The sequence below is a fragment of the Colwellia sp. MB3u-4 genome (genome assembly GCF_014077065.1).
Classification (GTDB): domain Bacteria; phylum Pseudomonadota; class Gammaproteobacteria; order Enterobacterales; family Alteromonadaceae; genus Cognaticolwellia.
On record NZ_JACGVE010000079.1, the window covers coordinates 1 to 24,231 of the forward strand.

General features: G+C 38.8%; 17 protein-coding genes and 1 pseudogene. 4 read left to right on the plus strand and 14 right to left on the minus strand.

All coding sequences use genetic code 11. The features are described 5' to 3' along the window. Nucleotides 1-222: 222 nt before the first annotated feature. From H4J61_RS09565 to H4J61_RS09595, 7 genes and pseudogenes are all read right to left on the minus strand, one after another. Entirely contained in the window at nt 223-2,922 is a 2,700-nt protein-coding gene (locus H4J61_RS09565) for a nitrate reductase (protein ID WP_182184893.1), read from the minus strand. 113 nt (nt 2,923-3,035) lie between these two features. Beyond that, a pseudogene (gene nirB / locus H4J61_RS09570) lies at nt 3,036-4,490 on the minus strand (nitrite reductase large subunit NirB); the annotation flags it as partial. 116 nt (nt 4,491-4,606) lie between these two features. Then, nucleotides 4,607-5,809, minus strand: coding sequence for an alginate export family protein (locus tag H4J61_RS09575; RefSeq protein ID WP_182184894.1), 1,203 nt, complete (start codon nt 5,807-5,809; stop codon nt 4,607-4,609). A gap of 541 nt (nt 5,810-6,350) precedes the next feature. Next, the gene (nirD, locus tag H4J61_RS09580) at nt 6,351-6,686 is read right to left on the minus strand and encodes a nitrite reductase small subunit NirD (RefSeq protein WP_182184895.1); all 336 of its coding nucleotides are present in this window, start codon (nt 6,684-6,686) and stop codon (nt 6,351-6,353) included. A gap of 27 nt (nt 6,687-6,713) precedes the next feature. Next, on the minus strand, nt 6,714-9,257 hold the full coding sequence (gene nirB / locus H4J61_RS09585) for a nitrite reductase large subunit NirB (protein WP_182184896.1): 2,544 nt from the start codon (nt 9,255-9,257) through the stop codon (nt 6,714-6,716). Nucleotides 9,258-9,679: 422 nt separating this feature from the next. Then, nucleotides 9,680-11,452, minus strand: coding sequence for a bifunctional protein-serine/threonine kinase/phosphatase (locus H4J61_RS09590; protein WP_182184897.1), 1,773 nt, complete (start codon nt 11,450-11,452; stop codon nt 9,680-9,682). A gap of 6 nt (nt 11,453-11,458) precedes the next feature. Continuing rightward, nucleotides 11,459-12,931, minus strand: coding sequence for a NarK family nitrate/nitrite MFS transporter (locus H4J61_RS09595; RefSeq protein WP_182184898.1), 1,473 nt, complete (start codon nt 12,929-12,931; stop codon nt 11,459-11,461). A gap of 809 nt (nt 12,932-13,740) precedes the next feature. Between H4J61_RS09595 and H4J61_RS09600 the strand changes: the two genes are divergently transcribed. After that, nucleotides 13,741-14,256: a hypothetical protein gene (locus H4J61_RS09600; protein WP_182134993.1), complete on the plus strand. Its 516-nt coding sequence runs from the start codon at nt 13,741-13,743 to the stop codon at nt 14,254-14,256. A 285-nt stretch (nt 14,257-14,541) separates the two neighbouring features. On the opposite strand, the gene H4J61_RS09605 is transcribed toward H4J61_RS09600, so the two are convergent. The 3 genes from H4J61_RS09605 to H4J61_RS18145 all read right to left on the minus strand — a co-directional run bounded on the left by H4J61_RS09605 (nt 14,542) and on the right by H4J61_RS18145 (nt 16,464). Continuing rightward, complete coding sequence (locus H4J61_RS09605; RefSeq protein WP_182184899.1) at nt 14,542-15,678, minus strand: flavohemoglobin expression-modulating QEGLA motif protein; 1,137 nt, start codon at nt 15,676-15,678, stop codon at nt 14,542-14,544. Between the two features lie 252 nt (nt 15,679-15,930). Then, a complete protein-coding gene (locus H4J61_RS09610; protein ID WP_182184900.1) occupies nt 15,931-16,143 on the minus strand; it encodes a hypothetical protein in 213 nt (70 codons plus the stop codon). Nucleotides 16,144-16,269: 126 nt separating this feature from the next. Beyond that, the gene (locus H4J61_RS18145; RefSeq protein WP_404852064.1) at nt 16,270-16,464 is read right to left on the minus strand and encodes a peptidase C39 family protein; all 195 of its coding nucleotides are present in this window, start codon (nt 16,462-16,464) and stop codon (nt 16,270-16,272) included. Nucleotides 16,465-17,091: 627 nt separating this feature from the next. On the opposite strand from H4J61_RS18145, the gene H4J61_RS09620 reads away from it, so the two are divergent. Beyond that, nucleotides 17,092-17,550, plus strand: a complete 459-nt coding sequence (locus H4J61_RS09620; RefSeq protein ID WP_182134999.1) for a nuclear transport factor 2 family protein — start codon at nt 17,092-17,094, stop codon at nt 17,548-17,550. A gap of 97 nt (nt 17,551-17,647) precedes the next feature. Here the strand turns inward: H4J61_RS09620 and H4J61_RS09625 are convergent, their stop codons facing one another. From H4J61_RS09625 to speA, 4 genes are all read right to left on the minus strand, one after another. Next, on the minus strand, nt 17,648-17,941 hold the full coding sequence (locus H4J61_RS09625; RefSeq protein WP_182184902.1) for a type II toxin-antitoxin system RelE/ParE family toxin: 294 nt from the start codon (nt 17,939-17,941) through the stop codon (nt 17,648-17,650). After that, nucleotides 17,941-18,180, minus strand: a complete 240-nt coding sequence (locus H4J61_RS09630) for a type II toxin-antitoxin system ParD family antitoxin (RefSeq protein ID WP_182184903.1) — start codon at nt 18,178-18,180, stop codon at nt 17,941-17,943. Before H4J61_RS09630 ends, H4J61_RS09625 begins: the two co-directional genes overlap by 1 nt. Before the next feature lie 142 nt (nt 18,181-18,322). Beyond that, nucleotides 18,323-19,249, minus strand: coding sequence for an agmatinase (gene speB / locus H4J61_RS09635; RefSeq protein ID WP_182184904.1), 927 nt, complete (start codon nt 19,247-19,249; stop codon nt 18,323-18,325). 12 nt (nt 19,250-19,261) lie between these two features. Beyond that, on the minus strand, nt 19,262-21,172 hold the full coding sequence (gene speA, locus H4J61_RS09640; RefSeq protein ID WP_182184905.1) for a biosynthetic arginine decarboxylase: 1,911 nt from the start codon (nt 21,170-21,172) through the stop codon (nt 19,262-19,264). 373 nt (nt 21,173-21,545) lie between these two features. On the opposite strand from speA, the gene H4J61_RS09645 reads away from it, so the two are divergent. Next, nucleotides 21,546-22,058, plus strand: a complete 513-nt coding sequence (locus tag H4J61_RS09645; RefSeq protein WP_182184906.1) for a fasciclin domain-containing protein — start codon at nt 21,546-21,548, stop codon at nt 22,056-22,058. Nucleotides 22,059-22,522: 464 nt separating this feature from the next. After that, nucleotides 22,523-23,860, plus strand: a complete 1,338-nt coding sequence (astB, locus tag H4J61_RS09650) for an N-succinylarginine dihydrolase (RefSeq protein ID WP_182135011.1) — start codon at nt 22,523-22,525, stop codon at nt 23,858-23,860. Nucleotides 23,861-24,231 lie beyond the last annotated feature (371 nt).

The following is a 24,231-nucleotide window of genomic DNA, read 5'->3' on the forward strand; positions in this document are numbered from 1 at the left end:
TTTTACTGGTTAAAATAACCCACTACTGCGTTATTTATTTAATAATTAGAACAACTAGTTATTAAAATAAATGCCTTATATTTGGCCATTTTTCCTGCGTATAAAGTAGACCACCTAATTAATGAAATTAATGGTATGGACGGTGCAGTGATTTTGAAGGTAACATTTACTCGCCAGAGTCATCATCATTTCAATGCTGACATTAAAATGATGATGGGAAAATTATGCGAGCTCTGCTATAAAAGTGGTGTTAATTATTTCTGTGGAATTTATGCCGTATTCATCAAGTAAAACACCGAGCTCAGGTTTGCAGGAACCACAATTAGTACCACATTTTAAGTTATTACCTAGTTGTTCAACTGAATTACAGCCCTTTTTAATAGCACTAATGATGTCTTTTTCACCGACATTAAAACAACTACAAATTTGTTTACCTTGAGCGAATTCATCACTGGAAGTGCCCGATAATAGAGACTGTATATCCTGCTCTAGCAAGCTTGCTTGACTGAAAACATGCTGAAGCCAAGCGTTTTCAATGCTCGGATTAGTTGCCGAGCTATAACATAAAAAGGCTAATTTTCCTGCTTGTAAACAAACAACGTACTGGGTATCTCCTTGACTAAATTGTCGCCATTCGCCCGATATTTGACTGCTTGTTTGACACCAATGCAAAATATCTGTTTCAGGCTGCGTATTAGCAAATTGAAAACTCATGCCATAACTTGTGCGAGCCTTGGTCCAAAATTCGTTAGTTATTTGAGTTTGAACAATAAAATCTTCGCTAATATGCAGTTGTCCAAATTGCTGGAATGCTGTCTTGCTTACAGCTATAGCCCCGTGTTTAAGTTCAGGTTGACCAGAAAGTGGGTCGGCAATGCTCGCATACAAGTTGCTGACATTGGCGCTAGACGCAAACTGCTTATTCCAATGAATAGGCATGAAGCATTCATCAGGACGTTGATTGTTATCTAGTTTCGCATGCACACTCGCTTGCCCTGTATCAGATGAGATATTGACTATTTCATCATCAACTATCTTTAACCGTGCGGCATCGACAGGATTGATATAGAGATAACATTTATCGGTATGCGCGGTAAGTTGCGACGCTTTACCTGTGCGGCTCATGGTGTGCCATTGATCTCTTAACCGACCACTGTTTAATCGAAAGGGAAATTTTTCCGAGGTTTTTTGTCTTGGCTGGCGCGGCGTAATCGGAAAAAATAGTGCTTTACCTGAAGCTGTAGAAAATTGTCCATCTTCAAAGACACGTTTTTTACCTTCAGGGTAGGTGTTATTCACGGGCCATTGTACCGGTTTTAAACGGTCATATTGTCGTGGCGTAATGGTTGAAAATGCAGAAATATCAAAGACACGTGCGCCATTATTTTCAAAACCTGACAATTGAGCAAACTCTCGAAAAACCTCACTAGCATGTGAATAATCAAAGCCTGAAAAACCCATGGCGGTGGCAACTTCTGCAATAATTTTCCAGTCATGCTTAGCTTGACCATTAGGGGCTATCGCATTAGTTTGACGTGAGATGCGGCGCTCTGAGTTGGTTACTGTGCCGTTCTTTTCTAACCATGGCGTTGCGGGTAGTTTTACATCAGCAAAGTCTAAGGTATCATTATTTTCAGCACAGTCAGAAACCACGACAAACTCACACTTATTCAAGGCTCGGGCGACTTTTTTACCATCGGGTAAACTTACCATGGGATTAGTCGCCATTATCCAGACCGCTTTAATTTTACCTTCATCCATAGCGTCAAACAGATCAATGGCTTTATAGCCGGCTTTATCAGCGATGGTGGGCGATTGCCAAAAGCGCTGTACTGTTGAGCGGTGATCAGGGTTTTCAATATCCATATGAGCGGCTAATTGATTAGACAAACCGCCGACTTCTCTACCACCCATAGCGTTGGGTTGACCTGTGATAGAAAAAGGCCCACAACCGTCTTTGGCTATTTTTCCGGTAGCTAAGTGACAATTAATAATGCTTTGACACTTATCCGTGCCTGAGTTTGACTGGTTGATGCCCATTGAATAAAAGCTCAGTACTTTTTCAGTGTCGGCAAATAATTGATAGACACTGGCAAGGGTTTGTTGGTCAAGATCGCAATAGGCTGATACTTCAGCGAGTGACCATTTCTCTGCTGCTAATAAGGCTTGTTCGAAACCTTGGGTATGTTGCTCGATATAGTCATTATTTAAGCCATTGTTAGCGCTTAAGTAATTTAAAAGACCGTTAAAAAATGCGGCGTCAGTGCCTGGCTTTATCGGTAAAAAATAATCCGCTATTTGACAGGTTGCGGTTTTACGTGGGTCAATAACCACAATTTTCATCGCTGGATTACGTTTTTTAGCGCGTTCAATACGTTGAAATAATACCGGGTGAGTCCAAGCGGCATTTGAGCCAGTAATTAATAACAGCTCAGTACTGTCTAAATCTTCATAGCTGCAAGGCACAACATCTTCACCAAAACTTCGTTTATAAGCCGCAACAGCTGACGACATGCAAAGACGTGAGTTGGTATCAATGTTGGCTGAGCCTATATAGCCTTTCATTAATTTATTCGCCAGATAATAATCTTCAGTCAGTATTTGTCCTGAGACATAAAAAGCGACCGCATCAGGGCCATGCTCTTTAATAATTTGTGCAAATTTCTCCGCCACATGGCTTGTCGCCGTTGACCAATCAACCGTTTGGTTATTTATTTTTGGTTCAAGCAGGCGGTTGGTTAAATCTGTGGTGGCTAATAAATTACTGCCTTTTACGCACAGTTGTCCAAAATTGGCGGGGTGCTCCATTGTGCCCTCTAATCCAGAGGCCTTGCCATTTTTAACTGTGATATCAATACCGCAGCCGACACCACAGTATGCGCAAGTTGATTGAACAATATGTGACGATTGAGAACAACTCATAAAATTTACCTTTACAACAGAGAATGATATACAGCCCGCTTTATATGGGATGTTTTGTTTATTTGTTTATTTGTTTATTTGTTTATGTTCGAATTTTATTCGATGACACTTAGACAAATATCTTGTTTAACTTTCACAGCACGGCTTTCAAATTCTGCCTCAGCCAGACTTTTCAATAAAGCGCTACAACCACCACATCCGCTACTGGCTTTAGTACAGGTTTTAATATCACCCACGCTGCAAGCCCCTTGAGCGATTGAGCTGATAATATGGCCTTTTGTGACCTGATGACATGAACAAATAATGGCGGTATCAGGTAATGTAGCAACATCTAATGTCTGTTTTTCTCCTGATGAAGGCAGTATCAGTGCTTCGGGTGATGCAGGTAAATCTATGGCATTAAGTAGGTATTGTAATAACGAGTCGTATTCACTGGTATCACCAATTAACACCGCGCCGAGCATTTTGCTTTTGTCACTCGACAGCACTATTTTCTTGTATACGCCGGCCGGTTGATTTTGATAGGTATAAGTTATTGCCCCCGGGGTTTTTGCGTGTGCATCACCTATTGAGCCTACCTCAACACCCATGAGTTTTAATTTAGTACTCATATCGGCACCGGTAAACAAGGCTGGTTCACCCATAATATGTTTTGCGGCCACTTTAGCCATCTGGTAACCCGGCGCTACTAAACCAAAAATAAAGTTGTTCCAGAGGGCACATTCACCAATGGCATAGATACTTTCATCTGAGGTTTGGCATTGGTTATTAATCACTATACCGCCTCGTTCACCCATTTTAAGCGCGAATGACTTGGCTAGATTGTCATAAGGGCGAATACCTGCGGAGAATAATATCAGGTCGGTTTCTAGTACGGTGTCATCACTAAAACACAGTTTATAACGACAGGTTTCGCCGTCTTCAATCACGCTAGTGGCTTTTGATGTATGTACCTCGACACCCAAAGCTTCAATTTTTTCTTTTAGTAAGCGACCGCCACCAGCATCAATTTGCACGCCCATTAATTGTGGCCCAAACTCCACTACATGGGTTTTTAAACCTAAGTGGCTTAGGGCATTTGCGGCTTCAAGGCCAAGTAAGCCACCGCCGATAACCACCCCCACTTTACTGACATTGGCACTAGCTTGAATCGCGTCTAAGTCATCTAGGGTGCGATAAACCAAACAATGCTCGCGGTCTTTTCCTGGAATAGGAGGTACAAAAGGATAAGAGCCAGTGGCTAAGATGAGTTTGTCATAAGCGATAACTTGGCCGCTTTGCGTGACAACATGTTTATTGCTGCGATCGATATCAACAACTTTGGCATTAGTTTGAAAATTTACCGCCCAATCTTGGTAAATTTTTTCGTCAGCCATGGCCAGATCTGCCGCTGTTTTACCGCTAAAGTATGTTGAAAGGTGAACACGATCATAAGCAAGGCGAGGCTCTGCTGACAAAACGGTTATCTCAATGGCTTGATCAGCTGTGTTCAATTGAGCCAATTGCTCAACAAAATGGTGACCCACCATGCCGTTACCGACCACGACAACTTTTTGTTTCTCTATGATTTGTTGGTTACTTGAGCTAATTTTATTTACCTGCTGCAATAGTGATATGGGTTTACAATTTTTGATAACGCTTAACAAACTTGTTGAGCGTTATCATTATAAGTGTGTTTGGTGAGCTAAAATTTTGCACTTACCCAAAGCCAGATTTTATCGGTATCAACTTTACCTGCAGTAGCATCGCCTGCTGAGTAAGCCGCATACTTTAAGCCTGCCTTATAATTCTTAGCGAATTTTTTCGCGTAAACGGCATTAATTTCGCTACCTAAATCATCAACCGTATCGGTTGCTTCATCAGCAGAATAATCATGAATTGTGACTGTCCAACCGCCGCCGAATGCTTTACCTGACACAGAGGCATAAAGATCCACCAAGCCTTCTTTTGGTGTGCCTAAAAATTGATCTGCCCAACCATTGAATTTATGCAGTGTTGCGAGTGGTGTTGAAAATCCATACATTGAATCATCACTGCCCAAAACTTCAGCGCCTAATTTAAGGGTTACAGCATCAAAGCTGTAGCCACCTTGAATAGCCATATAACTTGCAGAATAGTCAGTTGCACCGCTTTTTGAATCTTGAGTAGCAAATTCGGCTGAATATGAAAACTTGTCTTTTTTACCGTTAAAACTCACCCCGAAAGTATCTAAGCTATTCGCGGTTCCTTCATCAACTTCTAAGAGATAGCTGTAAGCGGTTAGTTTGCCGTAACTCGTTTTGTAGGCGAGGTTAAGTAAATGGTCTTTTGCATCAAAATCTTTTTCATTTGAAAAAATACGATTACGTTTATTAATGTAGCTATAGCTCATTTTTACATGGTCTAAGGCTGCATAAGTAAAGGTCGCTGCATCAAATGTTTGTCTATCTTGACGCCATCCCACATGCCCAACATAACGATGATTATCTAAGGTCAGTACTTGGCGACCGACTTTAGCAGTGACGCCATCTTTTTTGTATTGCACATAAGCTTGGTCTAATTCAGTGGTTTCTGGATCGGCAATAACAGAATATTCCGTATGATTACCCACAGCATCGTTATACTTGTTAACTCCTGCTACTTGGCGTGAGTCTTCAAATTCAATAACAGCGGTAAAATCATGGTAGCTAGCACTGGTGTAATTTAATCGGGTTCTTAAGGTTAATGCGGAGGCATCTTTTAAACTGTTGTCTTGAGCAACTGTTTCGTATCGCAAGTTCAAATTGACACTAGTTTTAGCTTGGGTTTCACTCTTACTCCCACTCTCAATATTTGCACTAGCTGAAGCACTTGAACCTGCTAATAAAATTAATGTAGTCAGTGTGGAAAGTTGACGAACTGGTTGCATACTGCATTCCTTGAGTTTTTTTAAAATCGGCGTTAAATCTGTTCAGTAAAGATAAGGTGTTTTTTGTCAATTTAAGTAAAGTAGAGAAAATAAGAGGTTATATTATTAAGTAATACAGCAGGTTTTATGCCAGTAAAATAAATTCTTTAATATCAATTGGTTAGTTTTTTAATGGTTTTTTTTATCTGCATTTTGTTAGTTTCTGATGCAAGCCTGCACCAAAATAAATAAAGCGTATAAGGATGAACAGAGTCATAACCTTTGGCCTGCCAATATTGAGCAAAGTCATTTTCTACTTGCGGCGCTAGTCACTCTGACCCTGTTACTGAAGATGTGATTGAGCTAGAACTAGCTGATGATGCAAGTAATTACCTGGGTGGCATGTACTTATCTCATAGCGAATCGTCTACTTGTTACGCTATTAGCGTTAATAATTTTCCGGCTAATTAGTTAATACACTTATCATGCAATCACTAAAAGTGAAAATCCCAGCTTAATCACTTAAGCTGGGATTTTTTCAAGCAAGAATAAAATTAACGGCTTAACCAAATATTTCTAATTTGCCATCGGTAACCCGTGTTTCATAGGTTTTAATTGCCAAGGTGTCATCATCTAAACAGGCACCAGAGTTTAAAACAAAACGCTGTTTTAATAAGGGTGAAGCAACGTAAACCTCGCCCTTAGTTTCGCCAATTAAACCGCGATATAAAACGTTGGCTTTACCAAAGGGGTCAAAGTTAGAAACCGCATAAATTTTGTCCTTGCCTACTTGGAATAAAGCCACTTGCTCTTCGTTTGCTAATAAGGCACAAACACCTGAATTTTTAATTAAATCACTGGTGGGACAGATGGTTTGCCAGCTATTTTCTGTTGTCATTTTTTCTTTCCTTATTCGTAAACGTATTTATGCAGGTGTTAAATCAACGGCTTGAATTTGAACGCCATATTTTTTCTCATCACCTTGAGCGGGTCTAATTTGATCACGCTCAGTAACGAATTCGATGTTGCCATCGACAGTGTCAGAGTTAACAAACTGACGAAAACGCTTTAATTGCTCTTCACTTTCGATGGTTGTTTTCCACTCACATTGATAGGTATCCACGACATTTTGCATTTGCTTTTCTAATTCAGCATTAATCCCTAAGTGATCGTCTTTAACTATTTTTTCCATGTAGGCTAAACCACCTTCTAGGTTCTCTAACCAGACAGAAGTACGGGTTAAACGATCCGCGGTACGGACATAAAACATTAAGTATCGATCAATATATTTCACTAAGGTTTCATCATCTAAATCGATGGCGAATAAGTCGCCATGGCGAGGCTTCATGCCGCCATTACCACTGACGTATAAGTTCCAGCCGTTTTCCGTGGCGATAATACCAATGTCTTTACTTTGTGCTTCTGCACACTCGCGTGTACAGCCTGAGACCGCAAACTTAATTTTATGAGGAGAACGTAAACCTTTATAGCGATCTTCTAAGAAAATGGCCATTGCCATGCTGTCTTGTTGGCCGTAACGACACCAAGTGCTGCCGACACAAGATTTAACTGTGCGTAACGATTTACCGTAGGCGTGACCTGTTTCCATACCCGCATCAATTAAGCGTTTCCATATCGCCGGTAATTGGTCAACACGTGCGCCGAATAAATCGATACGTTGGCCGCCAGTTACTTTGGTATAGAGGTTATATTCTTTAGCGACTTCACCAATAACAATTAACTTATCTGGGGTTACTTCACCGCCTGGCATACGGGGAACGACAGAATAAGTACCATCTTTTTGCATATTACCTAGAAAGACATCGTTGGTGTCTTGCAGTGATACATGGTCGGGTTTTAATATGTAATCGTTCCACACCGAAGCGAGAATAGACGCGGCTGCTGGCTTACAAATTTCACAGCCTAAACCTGAACCGTGTTTTTCTATTAACAGATCAAAGGTTTTAATTTGTTCTGCTTGCACAATGTGGAATAACTCAACACGGCTGTAAGCAAAGTGTTCACAAAGGTCAGTGCTAATTTCAACACCGCGTTTTTCTAATTCGTGATCTGTTACTTTTTTCAATAATGCCGCACAACCGCCACAACCGCTGCCGGCTTTTGTTGAAGACTTAACTTCACCAACATCAATTGCACCACAATCAAGAGCGGCAATAATGTCGCCTTTAGTGACATTCAAACATGAACATATGGTGGCTGTATCGGGTAGGGCATCAACGCCTAAGGTGGGTTTTTCGCCTGAGCTGGGTAAAATTAAACCGTCGGGGTTTTCAGGTAACTCAATACCATTGAGTGCGTATTGCAATAATGCATCGTATTCGCTGGTATCACCGACTAACACCGCGCCTAATAATTCTTTACCATCGGCACTGACGACTATTTTTTTATAAATTTGGTCAGGTTGGTTTGAATAAACATAGCTTTTACAACCTTCAGTACGCGCATGGGCATCACCAATTGACCCTACGTCCATGCCCATTAACTTCAACTTAGTGCTCATGTCAGCACCGGTAAATTGTTGCTCACCGCCAATAATGTTATCGGCAGTCACTTTAGCCATGGTGTAACCCGGCGCGACTAAACCGAAGATAAAGTTATTCCACAAAGCACACTCACCAATAGCGTAAATGCTTTCGTCAGAGGTTCTACAGTAGTTATCAACCACAATACCGCCACGTTCGCCAAGCGCTAAATCAAATTCACGGGCTAAGTTATCATAGGGGCGAATACCTGCTGAGAATAAGATAACGTCAGTTTCTAAATGCGAGCCGTCAGCAAAATTCATCCGGTGAACGCATTCTTCGCCGTCATCAATTTCGCTAGTGGCTTTTTGGGTATGTACTTGTACGCCAATGCCTTCGATCATTGAACGCAGTAAAGCGCCGCCGTCTTTGTCTAATTGCACACCCATCAATTGTGGCGCAAATTCAACCACGTGTGTTTCTAAGCCTAACTCTTTAAGTGCGTTAGCGGCCTCTAACCCTAATAAACCACCACCGACCACAACCCCAACTTTACCGGTTTTGGCTGACGCTTGTATGTCTTCTAAATCTTGAATAGTACGGTAAACCAGACAATGGTCACGCTCTTTACCTGGAATAGGAGGAACAAAAGGGTATGAGCCCGTTGCCATGACTAACTTGTCGTAAGCGTAAGTTTCGCCTGCTTCAGTCGTCACCACTTTTGCGGCTTTATCAATGTGAGTGACTTTCGCGTTGGTGAAAAATTTAACACCGATTTCGTTGTAGTATGCTGGCGTTGTCATGGCTAAGTCATCAGCGGTTTTTCCAGAAAAATACTCCGATAAGTGAACACGGTCATAAGCTAAACGGTCTTCAGCTGATAATACGGTAATTTCATAGCCGGCATGTTTCGCCATTTCATCAACAAAGTGATGGCCAACCATGCCATTGCCAACGACGACGATTTTTTGAGCTTGTGTGTTCATTTATTACAATCCTACTTCTTTAAATTACCGCTGCACTAGCGGAACTAGATAATGGTTTGTTATCTGCAATAAATGAACCAGTTGATTTATATTAGTAAATTCAAGTGGATAGGGTTTTGTTGTTGGCTCGAGATAGCGTTTTTGCACTATGGTGAAGAGGTTAGCGCACCAATGGTGTGCGGTAATAGTGTGCGCGTTCATGAGGTGCAGCAAGTTGGCTTATAAGATAAGTGACTGTGTACTAGCTCTGAGCACTGACAATGGCACAGAGTTAGGTGTCGCGCTTATATCATACTAAGCTGAAAAAGACGGTTTACACTTTAGGCATTTTTTAGCCAGCCTTAGCGATTATATTAGCGATTATAAATCAAAGCGATTTATCGGGTCTGTGAAAGCTTAATTAATCTAGGTCAATCGGTTGATTAATTAAGCAAAGATACCACCAAGCCAATAAATAACAAGGCGGATACTGATTGCCAAAATAATAAAGGATTGCGTGCTAGCAAAGGTTGTTTTTTGTATGCTTCAACAGCAGATGAACTGGGTTTACTTAAATCAGTAAAAAATTCTGAAAAGGCTTGATAGCGCAGTCTCGGATCGGCCGCTGTTGCTTTTTGTAAGCTGAGATCTAACCACAAGGGCAGTTCAGGTCGAAACTGTTTAATGCTGCGATATTGCATATCGCTATAAGCCTTAATGTTGACTTCAGCACGTTGCATGGGTTTGTAAGGTAGTTCGCCTGACAGCATTTCATAACAAATAACCCCCAGTGAAAATAGATCACTTTGATTATCTGCTTGCATGTGTAATAAGGTTTCAGGCGCAATATAATTTAGAGAGCCTTGCGGTACTTCTTCTTTGATGGTTTCTTGGTTTTCATCAAGTGAAGCGACAAATACGGTGCCGTAATCAATTAATTTAATCTGACCATATTCATCGATCATTATGTTGTCGGGTTTTAAGTCGCGATGAACAAGATCTAAACGTTGAAACGATCGTAAGGCGCTGATCACTTGTTTCATTACATCACGAACTTGTGAAATGTTAGGTTTAGGATTGTCATGTAACCACTCACTTAAAGTTTGCCCTTTAATATATTCACAGACATGGTACAAAAAAGGACTGTCTTGATTACCTTGTATCACCCGCATAACGTTAGCGTGCTTAATACGTTCACCAACCCAAGCTTCACGCATAAAGCCTTGCAAATAAAGCGCGTCGTCTGAAAAATTAGCTGACGGTGCTTTTAACACATAAGGTTTATCTGTTTTAATATCGATGACTAAATACAAATGTGAGCGAATGCTGGCGTGGATTACTTTTTTAACCAGGTAGCCATCAAGTTTCTGGCCAACCTTTAATGCTGGTGGTATGGTTTTTGAGCTCAAGTCACGTTCAATTTCCGCCAGTTTACGATTGGGTACGGCGTTAATATAGACCAGTAAACAAGTGACATTGTCATCACTACCGCGCTCAAGTGCGGTTGCAACAATTTTTGTTGCCAGCGCTTCTAAGTCTGACTTTTCTGGTGCTAACGGCAATGAATCAAACAGGGCTTTAAAAACAGCTTTGGACATATAATCATGAATGCCATCGCAACTTAGCATGTATAAATCACGCGGCTGTAAATCTATTTGGTGTACATCAACTTCTAAACGATTATCGCCACCTAATGCGCGTGTTAATAAATCCTGTTGGCCAATTTGCTTGCGATTATGATCACGGGTAATAACTTCTAATTGTTGATGACGATATTTTGTTATGCGGGTATCGCCAACATGAAAGATATAACCTGTGGTTGATTTAGCAATAAGGGCTGAAAAAGTGGTTAGCCACTGTGGAGCGTTTGGATCGGCTAAATCATCAATAAAGCCACTTTGTGAATACAACCAGTTATTTAAGCTAGTTAATACCTTAGCCGCAGACTTTTCTGTTGACCATGTTTGCGGGGTTGCAAGATATTCTGTAATAAATTGAGTCACGGCAAGTTGTGAGGCATCAGCGGCTTTACTGGCGCTTGATACCCCATCAGCAATGGCAGCAACCGCGCCTTTAGCGCGTAATTCAAGTTTTGTAGGCACAATGGCCGCGAAAGCATCTTGGTTTTCTGCTTTCAAACCTTTAGCAGAAAAACCGCCGAAGCACAGCTGTAAATCAGCCACCGTACTTTGGCGAGTTTTTTTTTCACTGTTCATGTTTTGTTAGTGACCAACTTTAATTAATTCTACCGTGCCATCTGCACGTACTTCGGTAATAGTACCCTTAGGCTCTTGCATAAAGAATAAGGTAACAAAGCCGACCACAGCAGTCGCTGCTATCACCAAAAAGAAGGTTGAATAATCAACCATGGTTAATACCGTTAAATAAACCACTGCACCCACGTTACCATAAGCGCCGGTCATACCAGCAATTTGTCCGGTTAAACGACGTTTAATTAAAGGCACGGCAGCAAATACAGCACCTTCACCTGCTTGCACGAAGAATGAACAAGCCATCGCGGTTGCTACGGCTAAGGCTAAAGGCCATTCACTGGTAATTTCTGACATGCCTAAATAACCCAGTGCTAAACCAGCCGTTAAAATTAATAAGGTTTTTTTACGACCAAATCTGTCTGATAACCAACCGCCACCAGGGCGAGACATTAAGTTCATAAAGGCATAAGTAGAGGCTAACATGGCTGCGTAAACCATACTTAATTCGAAGGTTTCAGCAAAAAATAACGGTAACATAGAGACAACGGCTAATTCTGAACCAAAAGTAGCAAAGTATAGAATGTTTAATACCGCCACTTGCTTGAACTTATAACGGTGAATTTCTTCAACGGGCTTTGAAAATAAATGGCCGTTAACTTTAATGGTTTGTTTTACTTCAATGGCAAATAAAACCACTAAGCTAATGTAGGCAATAAGTGCACTTTGTGCTGACAATAAACTTACACCAGCAGGAGATAATTTCCATGTCAGTAGGGCTAAAGCACCGTACATAGGAATTTTCATTAATAATAATAAGAAGAAGTCACCGGTTGAGGTTACTTCCATCGCACCTGTGTGTTTAGGTTTAAAGTAGGTTGAACCTTTAGGCGTGTCAGTGACGTTTTGATACCAGATAAAACTGAAAATTAAGCTTAATGCACCGGTAAAGGCAACCGCGTATCTCCAACCGTCTTCACCACCAAATGCCAAGGCAAGTGTCGGTAGTGACATGGCTGCTGCAGCTGAACCAAAGTTACCCCAGCCACCATAAATACCTTCAGCCGTGCCAAGTTCATTAGCCGGGAACCATTCAGACACCATACGAATACCGATAACAAAACCGGCACCAATAAAACCTAATAAAAAGCGAGATAAGGCCGCTTGCTCAAAGGTGCTTGAAAAAGCAAACATAAAACAAGGCAGGCTACATACCGCAAGTAAAACGGCAAAGGTTAAGCGAGGGCCATATTTGTCGGTAAGCATGCCAATGACAACGCGCGCTGGAATGGTTAAGGCTACGTTTAATAGCATTAAGGTTTTTATTTCAGCTTTCGTTAAGCCTAATGAGTCTGCAATTACCGATACTAAGGGGGCAAAGTTAAACCAAACAGCAAACGTAATGAAAAACGCTATCCAACTCATATGTAAGGCTTTCATCTTACCTTTGAAAGAAAAAATATTGAGACTACCTTGACCACTCATACCGCAACTCCTAAAAATTAACATTTGTGTTTATATTAATGAAAGACGCCATTGCCCTGTTAATCATAAAATGGTTTGGTTATTAACTCAGCTGGCTGGCTTACACAATACGAAGAACATTCTTCAACTGTAAATGTAATTGCAAATGTAATGCCATCACTGATATTTTAATTATCCTATTGTTTTTGTTGGTTTTAATTTATTTTTGTCGAGGAGGGGATCTATAATTTAGGTTTGCATGCACAACACCATCGCTATGACGCACAGATAGGGTGCACAACAAAAGTATAAATAATCACTGTAATTGTCAGGCGAGCTTAATTTAGGCGAGTCTTATCAATACCAATATCAATACCACACAAAGACCAATACAAAGAACTATGTCATTCAGTTAATAGCCAAAAAATAACAATACATAATTTATAAGGAAGCTATGGCGTGATAAATGAAAAACATTACAGCTATTTAGCCTACATAAAGTTATCTGCTAGCTTTATAAAAAAGTAACTGATACAAAGGCTCTTTTTTTTAGTATGTAATAGGCAAGTTGACCGATGAGGTCACTTATAATGATCTGATTTACTAATCCTTACCTTATTTTGGTCTTTTTATCTCTACACATTCAGTAAACATTTTAAAAACATACCGTAAACATCTTATATACATAATCTGTGATTTTCATTGTATATTCTGAGAAATGTAAGGCATTTTCAGCTATTAGGCAGCGATCATGAAGAAAGTTGTATTTAATAAAATCAATATAAATTATGATAAGAGTTATCTTTAGATGAATAATAAAAGGCAGGAGAATGATAAAAAAAAATTCGGCTACACTTGATAGTTTAGGCTTTCAATCCTATCCGAAAAAAGAGCTTAATAATTTATTTTTAGCGTTCAGAAACACTGAGCCTGATGTTTTTGTTATCACAGATATGACTAAACTTACTGAAGATCCTGGTGTGACATTTAGGATACAGTTACCAGAAAAAAATAAAGTGCTTTTCAAAAAAAGTATATTATCTAAAACCCAATCATTTTCAGCAATTAAAGCCTGTTTTGATGGCTGTTATCACAATGGTGACGGCGAAATGGTGGCGTATTTTAAACTCAATAAAATACTTTCTATTTCAGAAAGTGAGAACAATGCACTACTAAAAAATCCTAAATTTAATTACCAAAGAATAATAGTTCCTGCTTACATTAGATTGGAAGACGGCAAGGTTTATTTATTAATTGATAGCGATTATGACTTTGAAGCATTAGATGCTGATAAAGATTTTGGTTGTTTTTCAAGGGTAAGAAAACCAAGTTGGAGTAACTTTTAAGTCTTATTACCCTTAATTTTTATAAAAGGGAGTGTGATCTTGATGCCCAGTCATGAACATACATCAAATAAGAATAAACGCCATACCATAAAGAAATTGCTTAGTTCATCCTAACTCGATCTGTTTTTTGAAGCCTGTTTGAGCGCTAACTTGATTACCCATTAGAGCGTTTTACAGACGACTGAGTTGCTAGTGTTGCGTTAAATTTACTTGCTTTAGGTAGCATTGAAAGCTAAATCAGCCTTAGCCAATTTTTCAACTGTTCAGGTTTAATCTGACTATCTGCTAACGTATTGCTTGAGTAATAAAAGTACTAACAGCGTCATTAGTAATCGGGTTTCTAAATGCAGGCGTAATAAAGTGAGGTGCGATGAGCAGCTCTTTATCAATTAAGCGTGTTATCAAGGGTAAAAACTCTAGTGAGGTTTTACCTGCCAGTAGATGCGTAAAATTCTTCTCATGCTGGTAAGCATTCAATATTAAGCTAAAGCCTTTTAAGTAAAGGTGGTCTTTGGTATAGCCACCACCTCGATACACCCGAGCAGTAATGGTATAAGCTTGATCGTCAGTAACCTGATAGGTTTCTTTAAGAATTAAAAAAGTGGTACGAAAATTTTTATCTTTAATCATAGATTTAACAGCGATAACACGTAAGGCTAAAATTTTAAGGCGCTGTAAGGTGAGATTGCCAGAAAGATACTCGCTCAGAATCGCTAAACCTTCTTGAGTCATGGTATTCAAAGGACAGCCTAATGACAATATCCGCAAGGGCTGCTTATTGGCATTTAAAGAGGTTGCTAGATGCACACCTAATTCATGATGAGCTAAAGCCCGAGCGTCAGTTTCATATAATTTTGCATTGCTATTAATTCGAACGTTTGTACCTGAGACTAATGCATTGGCGACCATAGTTTCATCAAGTTTCATATCCCAAGTATAATTTTCCTCATCAACCATTTTTGCTAAAATATCGACAATACCCTGCGCATCAATAATATTATCGGCTGTGTCTTTAGGGTTAACCGGTAAGTGCAAAATAAATTGCGCATTATGAATATCTTTTTCACTAGGCTCGCCATAATATCTTAATGAGTCATACAAAAAACTATTACTGCCAATAGACTTATATTGATCTATTTTATCGACATAAGAATCAACCACGGCCAAATAGAGTGTATAAAGGTCTTCATCCTTAATGTTTTCTAAGGGTAAGTTGTACAGTTTTCGCTTTAAGGCAAATGGGTTAATATCGGTAGTTTTATAATGATATGAAGGCTCAGTAGAAAAATTTTTACTAAAAAAAGTTTCTTTTTCTTGCAGATAATTAAGCGGTTTAACAGCACTTAGAATATCAATTGTACTAACTAAAGCATGAAGTTGTGAATCTATAGTTTTTATTAACGGTTGAATATGGTGTTTCATACCTGATGTCTCATCTAGCAATAAATTATGCTTTACGTGCAGAGTAGGGGGAGGGTTAACGATACATACTGATGAATTGAGTCAAGCCATCAAAAGTTAACATGCAATCAATTGATATTTTAACGCCTAAATCAAGTGGGCTTCACCGATCTTACAAGAAGATATACTGCCATTGAACAATGTCAGGTGATGAAATACCCTAGCGAGGCGCTTTTTTATCTTGATGTTATCGCTGCAAGTTTACTCTCAACTTCACTCTTCAATTTCATAGTCATCATCATCAAAAACATCACGCAACTTTTTATGCACTTTTTTACTTGCTTGCTTCTGATGGCCAGATGCATTTGTTCTGTCTCTAAAATGTTTTGAATTAGCAAATTGACTTTGATGAGATAAATCAAACTCAGTTAATTCGTTATTCAATGTGTTTTTATTACTCGATGGTGAAGTTGAGTAATTATTCATGATTTTCTCTTTTGTGGTTAATAAATACTATTATTGGAATACTCGCTATTTTTATTAATAATTGATAGTTAAATATTTTTGTCAGTCTGATTACATAATTTTGTTAACCGACATAAGGTTCATTACTTATTGATTTATATGATAAATTATCACTAATCCTCTTGCAGGAAATACTGACATTCGTTCAAAATTATCAAATAGAATCGGCATATATTGGCAATGATTATGATCTTGAAACTTTTCATCTGGATCAGGAGCATCTAGATAAAAGTACTGCTTATCATAACCACTGAACACCACCGAATGAGGGGATTTTTCTATCTAATCGATATGTGCTAATAAGTACTCATGATATTTACCCGTTCATTGTTACTGATTGCACAAGAATATTGGTAGACAGAGTTTGATTGGCGTATCGGTGTTGTAAATGGCAAAGCAATATTTACTTGTCGTTATTATAGGGTTAATAACCATCGGAAAATATATCAGCATAATAAAAATAAAGTCGCTTAGGCAGTGTTGAAACCTTAGCTGTTGATAATATGTATTAGCTCAAACTTGAACTATCACTATCACTATCACTTTGGCTTTATAGGTTTTTATCAAGACTGACAGCTGGAAAGCTAGCAAAGCGGTCGTGCATCATAAAACGGCTAATGCTAATTTTGTGCGTATTCCTGACATTCCAGCTAAAAACCTTGCCATATATTATAATGAAAACTAAACAAATATACTTAACCACATGAATTTAATGTATTTTATTTTTTTGTTTTCAAGGTGTATTACTGAGAGGTGTTAGTAACACGCCCTAATATACATGTTAGTTAGCATTACTAGTTTCTAATACTTTGAAAGTATGGGACATTAATGTAAATTAAATGTTAATTTTGGTGCGTGTGTTACTGATACGTATACATAATAGGTTGTTAGCTTACTAAAGGAAGTCCAATGCTTCGAGTTATAGTTTTAACCTTATCTGTTCTTTTCTCTTGTGCTGTAATAGCTGATACGGATATTGATAATCAAAAAGTAAAAAGAGCAGTGCTCGATTATATAGAGTCACAACACAAAGTCGAACCGGATTTAATGAAAAGAGGCCTAGATAAAAAGTTAGCTAAAAGAACTTACTGGAAGGCTAAAGATGGTACAGAGTTTATCATGGAGACCGATTTTGAAACGATGGTTTGGGTGGCTGAAAACTACAACAAAGATGGTAATAAATTTCCATCACCTCCCAAAATTGATATCAATATACTTGATATTGATAACCGAGTTGCATCGGTAAAATTAACAGCTGATGATTGGATTGATTACATGCATTTATATAAAAATGAAAATAACGAGTGGAAAATAATTAACGTTTTGTGGCAATACCACGATACGAAAAAGCATTCGAGTAAACCGTAAGCTAATAATGAGGAAGGAGGGGCAAGTTGAGCAATATAAATAAGGAAATCAAACGGAAAAGCTAGCACTTCGTGGGAGTCATTATGTCTAAATTTTTCTAGAGTGCGGAGTTCACATCCATACTTTTATGTAATATACGCACTATAAATATTTGGCTGTTTTTATACTCTTTGTAATAAATTACATGGCTAGCTTGTGGGTATTTGCTGTAACCCTCTCTAATGTAATCGCAATTGAGTCCTAATTCTGGCTCATTAGCTAACAACTGAAATGTACTATCTAATATTTTTAGGTAGTTGTTCCGTTGAGGTATGCCCCAAGTTAATTGGGTATATTTAGCTATTTTAATTAAATCTGATTTGGCTTTTGAAGATAGCAAAAAATCATTCATTAATGATTATCTTTATCTAGCTCAGTCAATAAATTTTCAAAACTGTAATCGGCAATACCGCTTTGTTCGCCTTGAATTAGCATATTGCGTAAGTTTAAAAGTTTAGTTTCTTGATCTTCTAATGCTCTTAATCCTGCTCTAACAATTTCACTTGCTGAGCCATAACGACCAGTTTTAAGTTGTTGGTTTATAAACTGATCAAAATGATCGCCCAATGTTACGCTTGTATTTTTAGCCATGATATAAAATCCGATAAATACCTATATATAATATATTATGGTATAAAAAACATTACAAGTCACTCAAAAGGACAAATAACAGTTGGTTTTTGCTCCTTCTTCGCTTATTTTAACCAACCATTATTTGCCTCTTAATAATCTATTATCTCAGCTTATGTTTAGCCGTCCAAATATGGGCTAACTCTAGAGCTATTGTTGCCGCGGCTAATGCGGTAACTTCACTGTTATCATAGGCCGGAGCTACTTCAACCACATCCATACCAACCAGGTTAATACCCACTAAAGCTCGCAAAATTCTTAATACTTTATCTGTAGTTAAACCGCCACATACCGGTGTACCTGTACCTGGGGCAAAGGCGGGATCTAAGCAGTCAATATCAAAGGTTAGGTAAACAGGGGTATTGCCCACCCTAGCTTTAATTAATGCGGTGATCTCCTCTACACTCATATCATTGGCCTGCATGGCATTAATCACAGAAAAACCATGGTCTTTCTCTTGGTAATTAGTGCGAATACCCACTTGAATAGATTTAGCTTTATCTATGAGTTTTTCTTTCGGCGCATGATAAAACATAGTGCCGTGATCATAACAGCTGCCATTGTTATAAGTATCGGTATGGGCATCAAAATGAATCAGTGCCATAGTGCCAAATTTTTTCGCATAGGCGCGTAGTATGGGCAAAGTAACAAAATGATCTCCTCCTAACGATAAAACCGTTTTACCCGAGTCAAGTAACTGGCCTATAGCGGTTTCAACTTGCGCACAGAAGTGCGCAGAGTCTCCAGGAGAGAAAACCAAGTCGCCAGCATCCACTATGTTACAGTGTTTTAATAAGCGAAAAGGCCAAGGAAATCGCTGACCTTCCCAAGCCAAATTAACCGACGCTTGTCTAATGGCAGTAGGGCCCATTCGAGCGCCTGAACGCCCGGTGGTGGCCATATCATAGGGTAAGCCTAAAACAACAATGTCAGCAGCTGACTCGACTGGGTTTTGCACTAAAGGCTGACGTAAAAATGTCATGGCATTTGAATAAATAGACTCATCTACTTGATTGAAAATATTTTTCATTACACTAACTCTCTATAAATCTTCAAGATAGGTATAACCCTGTAAGCCGGCTTCTAATTCATTAAAAATTTGTTCACCTTCAGTTGTTGATAATCTAGCCTCGATAAGCTCAGAATAAGTTCGTTTAAATAATTCTGGGTCTAAATGGACATAACGCAACATATCTTCAACCGTATCACCTTCATTAATTTCAGTGATTTCTGCTTCACCCTCGTCATTAATAAAGACAACAGCGCTGTGTGTGTCACCAAATAGATTATGCATATCACCTAAAATTTCTTGATAAGCACCCACTAAAAAGAAACCCAGTAAATAAGGTTCGTCTTCTGTCCATGCCGGTACAGGTAATGTGCTTTCAATACCTTGGCCGTCAACATAATGGTCAATTGCGCCATCTGAATCACAAGTAATGTCTAATAACACCGCTCGTTTTTCATGTGATTTTTCTAAGTTATTTAACGGTAAAACAGGAAAAACCTGATCTATGCCCCACGCATCGGGTAATGATTGAAATAAAGAAAAGTTAACAAAAAATTTATCTGCAAGCTTTTCAGTTAAGCCATCAATTATCGGGCGATGGAAACGGTTTTTAGTATCCATTAATTTATTTAATTCATAACAAACACGCAAGTTAATTTGTTCTGCCCAAGCTCGCTGGGTTAAGTTTAATAATCCCATAGAAAATTGGCTGTGTACTTCAGCTAAATCACTTTGCGTGTCGTGATAAATCTCAATCAGTGCGCGATCATCATTACGGTCATTTAATTGCTTTAACGAACGCCACATATTATTTAACAAGACAGACTCGTCAAGCATGGGCGCTTTTATCTCTTCTGGTTCATAAGATTCTGCGCCAATAACATTAGAAATTAATACCGCATGATGCGCGGTTAATGCTCTGCCCGATTCTGAAATAATCATCGGCATGGGTTGTTCATAACTCTTACAAATATCGCCAATGGTATGGACAATATTATTAGCATATTCCGCAACACTATAGTTCATTGAGTTATGTGATTGGCTGCGTGTACCATCATAGTCAATGGCCAAACCACCACCCACATCCATACATAAAAGCCCGGCACCAAGATGGCGAAGCTCACAATAAAAACGCGCCGCTTCACTAACACCTAATCTAACATCTCTTATATTGGCTATTTGCGAGCCTAAGTGAAAGTGCACCAGTTTTAACGCATCAAGCATGTTTTCTGCTTTAAGTATTTTAACCACGTTAAGTACTTGTGAAGCTGACAAACCAAACTTTGATTTTTCACCGCCACTGGCTTGCCATTTACCTTTACCTTGAGACGCTAAGCGAACGCGTATGCCTAATCTAGGTTCTACATTCAGCTTTTTCGCTTCGGCTAAAATCATCTCCAGTTCAGACATTTTCTCTAAAACAATATGAACTTGATGGCCTAACTTTTCGCCGATTAATGCCAAACGCACATACTCTCGGTCTTTGTAACCATTACAAACAATAACCGAAGAAACTTTTTGAGCCATGGCCAAAACAGCCAACAGTTCTGCTTTACTACCTGCTTCAAGTCCTAGTTGTGTGAATTCTTTGTTATTTTGGCTAGCCAAAATCTCATCAACAACTTCACGCTGTTGATTAACTTTAATAGGATAAACTAATAAATATTTTTGCTGATAATCATAGTCTTCTATTGCTTTATTAAAGGCTTCACACAAGCTGTGAATACGATGATGGATTATTTGTGGAAATCGCACTAAAGCAGGTAGCGTTAAGCCCTTACTTTCAATCATCTTGGCAATAGTACTTAATTCTACCGTATGATCTTGATGGTCAACTTTAGGTGCAACATATACATTTCCCGCATCATTTATACCGAAATAGCCCTGACTCCAATGACGTACATTATAGTGTGCACGTGCGTGATCAAGATTATCTTTATTCATTCGTTTTCCTTTAGCCATTTTATTTAATAATAAAATGATAATTCATCATAAGTAATTTGCGCGAATTAGAGTTTATGAGCAGTTTAATGTCCAACAAAAAAAATCGTTACAAATGTAAAATATTATTGATTAGTGATTGTGAACTAGGTTTTCAAGGCTATTCGAAGCGTTAGCGCTATAAAGTTAAGCTATTATTTAGTCGATTTAAACCCAGTGTTTTAGTATGCGTAGCCAATAGTCTAGCCATATTAAGTGTAGCTTCTAATATTTTGTTGCCGATAATTTAATCAACATGATCTTATTCTATTAACCATACGTAACTTTAATGTAACAAACGCGTAGTCAAACCAGTAATCACTAAATAGGAAATATCATGTTAAATAAATTTATTGCAGTATTATCACTTATGGTTGCCAGCTTAGCTTTTATGCCTGCCGCTTTTGCAGGTCATCATAATGAAGGTGATCACGGTATGAAAAAAGACATTGTCGATGTGGCCGCTGAAAATGGTTCTTTCAACACCCTAGTTGCAGCAATTAAAGCGGCGGGGTTAGTTGACACGCTTAAAAGTGAAGGGCCTTTTACAGTATTTGCACCAACAGATGAAGCTTTTGCAAAGTTACCTGAAGGTACCGTTGAAATGCTGCTAGAACCAGAAAACAAAGATAAACTTGCTTCAATTTTAACCTATCACGTAGTTTCTGGAAAAGTGATGTCAACAGATGTTGTGAAAATAGACAGTGCAACTAGTGTTCAAGGTGAAATGTTGATGGTTGAAGTTGTTGATGGAAATGTAATGATAAACAACGCAAAAATTATCATGGCAGATGTAAAAGCAAGTAATGGCGTGATACACGTTATTGATACAGTATTAATGCCTAAGTAAGCATACCCCTGCAGAGTATTAGTTAATTTTTATATCTTGATACTCTGCGACCTGCATAAGTTTTAGCTATGATCACTTTAATTTTTTAAGGTGATCATAATACAACAAGTCTAGAACAATCGTTGACAGAGCTTAAAAATCAAGATGACACTCACACCAGCAATGACTTATCAGTTAAAGCCCGATGTTTTGAGTAGGCTTTTTAATCGACCTTTTTATAAGCACAACCTGTTATTGAGCAATAACTGAACCCCTTGGTATTACAATATTAAAGCGCTAGGGTGCCTTGTATTGGTGCGTCGATATAGTATACCTGTGTTACTCTGCCTTACTCTGTTGCAAAGTTTAATGTAAGCAGGTGCTTAAGTGCACAAGCTATTGATAACTAAAGTTAGTCTTTTAGTGGTACATACTTTGCTCTGTTCTAATATGTTTTAATAAATAATGGTATTCGAGACAAAATAATGAAAAGTATTGAAGTGAATTTTGATGGCTTAGTTGGCCCTACGCACAATTATGCTGGTTTATCTGAGGGCAATGTAGCTTCTTTATCGAATGCTACTGAGAGTTCAAATCCTAAAAGTGCCGCATTACAGGGTTTGAAAAAGATGAAAGCCTTGCATGATATGGGACTACATCAAGGCGTATTTGCCCCGCAAGAACGCCCTGATATTTATACCTTAAAAAGATTAGGTTTTCAGGGCACAGACGCCCAAATATTGGCAGCAGCATACAAGGCATCACCCACGCTACTCGCTGCTTGTTGCTCAGCATCAAGCATGTGGACGGCGAATGCGGCAACCGTATCTCCTTCAGCAGATACCTTGGATCAAAAATTACATTTTACCGCCGCTAATTTAGCCAATAAATTTCATCGCTCGTTAGAGCCCGAAACAACCAGTAATATCCTCAAAGCCATGTTCGTTGATGATAAGTACTTTCAGCATCACCAACACCTAAATGACAATGAACATTTTGGTGATGAAGGCGCGGCTAATCATACGCGTTTATGTCAGGGCTATGGTGAACAAGGCGTCGAGATATTTACCTATGGCCGTTCAGCCTTTAATCGTAACAAACCGGCACCTACAAAATTTCCTGCACGGCAAACGTTAGAAGCTAGTCAGGCAATAGCCAGATTACATGGCTTGTCGGCTGAGAATACCGTTTTTGTGCAGCAAAATCCTGAGGTAATCGATCAGGGCGTATTTCATAATGATGTAATTGCAGTAGGTAATCAAAATGTTTTTCTTTACCACGAGCAAGCCTACCTCAATGCCGCGTTATTTAAAGAAGAGCTTATGGGTAAATTTGGCGGTGACAAGCTGCATTTCTTGGAAGTTTCGACAGAACAAGTTTCGATTAAAGACGCGGTAAATAGCTATCTTTTTAATACGCAAATAGTGACCTTAAAAGATAATTCAATGGCTATTATTGCGCCAACACATTGCCGTGATAATGCCAGTGTTTATGATTATTTACAGTCTTTAACTACCGGTGATAATCCGGTTAACCATGTTGAGTTTTTTGACGTTAATGAAAGTATGAAAAATGGCGGAGGCCCAGCATGTTTACGGTTGAGAGTTGCCATGACAGAGCAAGAACTAGGTGCGGTTAACCCTGATTGTTTGTTAACTAATGCCTTGTATACGAAGCTAGTTGCTTGGGTCAATACTCATTATCGCGATAAATTGCTGATAGATGATTTAAGAGACCCACAATTGCTTATTGAGTCACGAACAGCATTAGACGAGCTTTCTCAGATATTATCGCTAGGATCAGTTTATCGTTTTCAGCAATAAATAATGCCTGACAAAGTAAAGGTGAGAAAGCTAGAAGGGCTATTCACTTAGCCCGACTAACCACTAAATGTTGTGATTCCTTTCTTTTGTCATTTAGGTCTTGTTGGTGCGTAGTGCGCAATAAAAATTTTAAAATTCTTTGTTTTGGTCGAGGTCGACTGGACACCCGTGTGTTGACCTAAACAGGTCAACAGCTAACTTAATAATTATCAGTATAGCGGACGTTCTAAATTTCCATTTTGAGACTAATTTTATGATCACAAAAAGAATAATACAGTTATAGAACGAGAACATTATCTATGACGGATGCAAGCTCATACCGGACAACTGCAATTCAACCATTAAAGGGAGTTTTGCCACAAGCTAGGCAT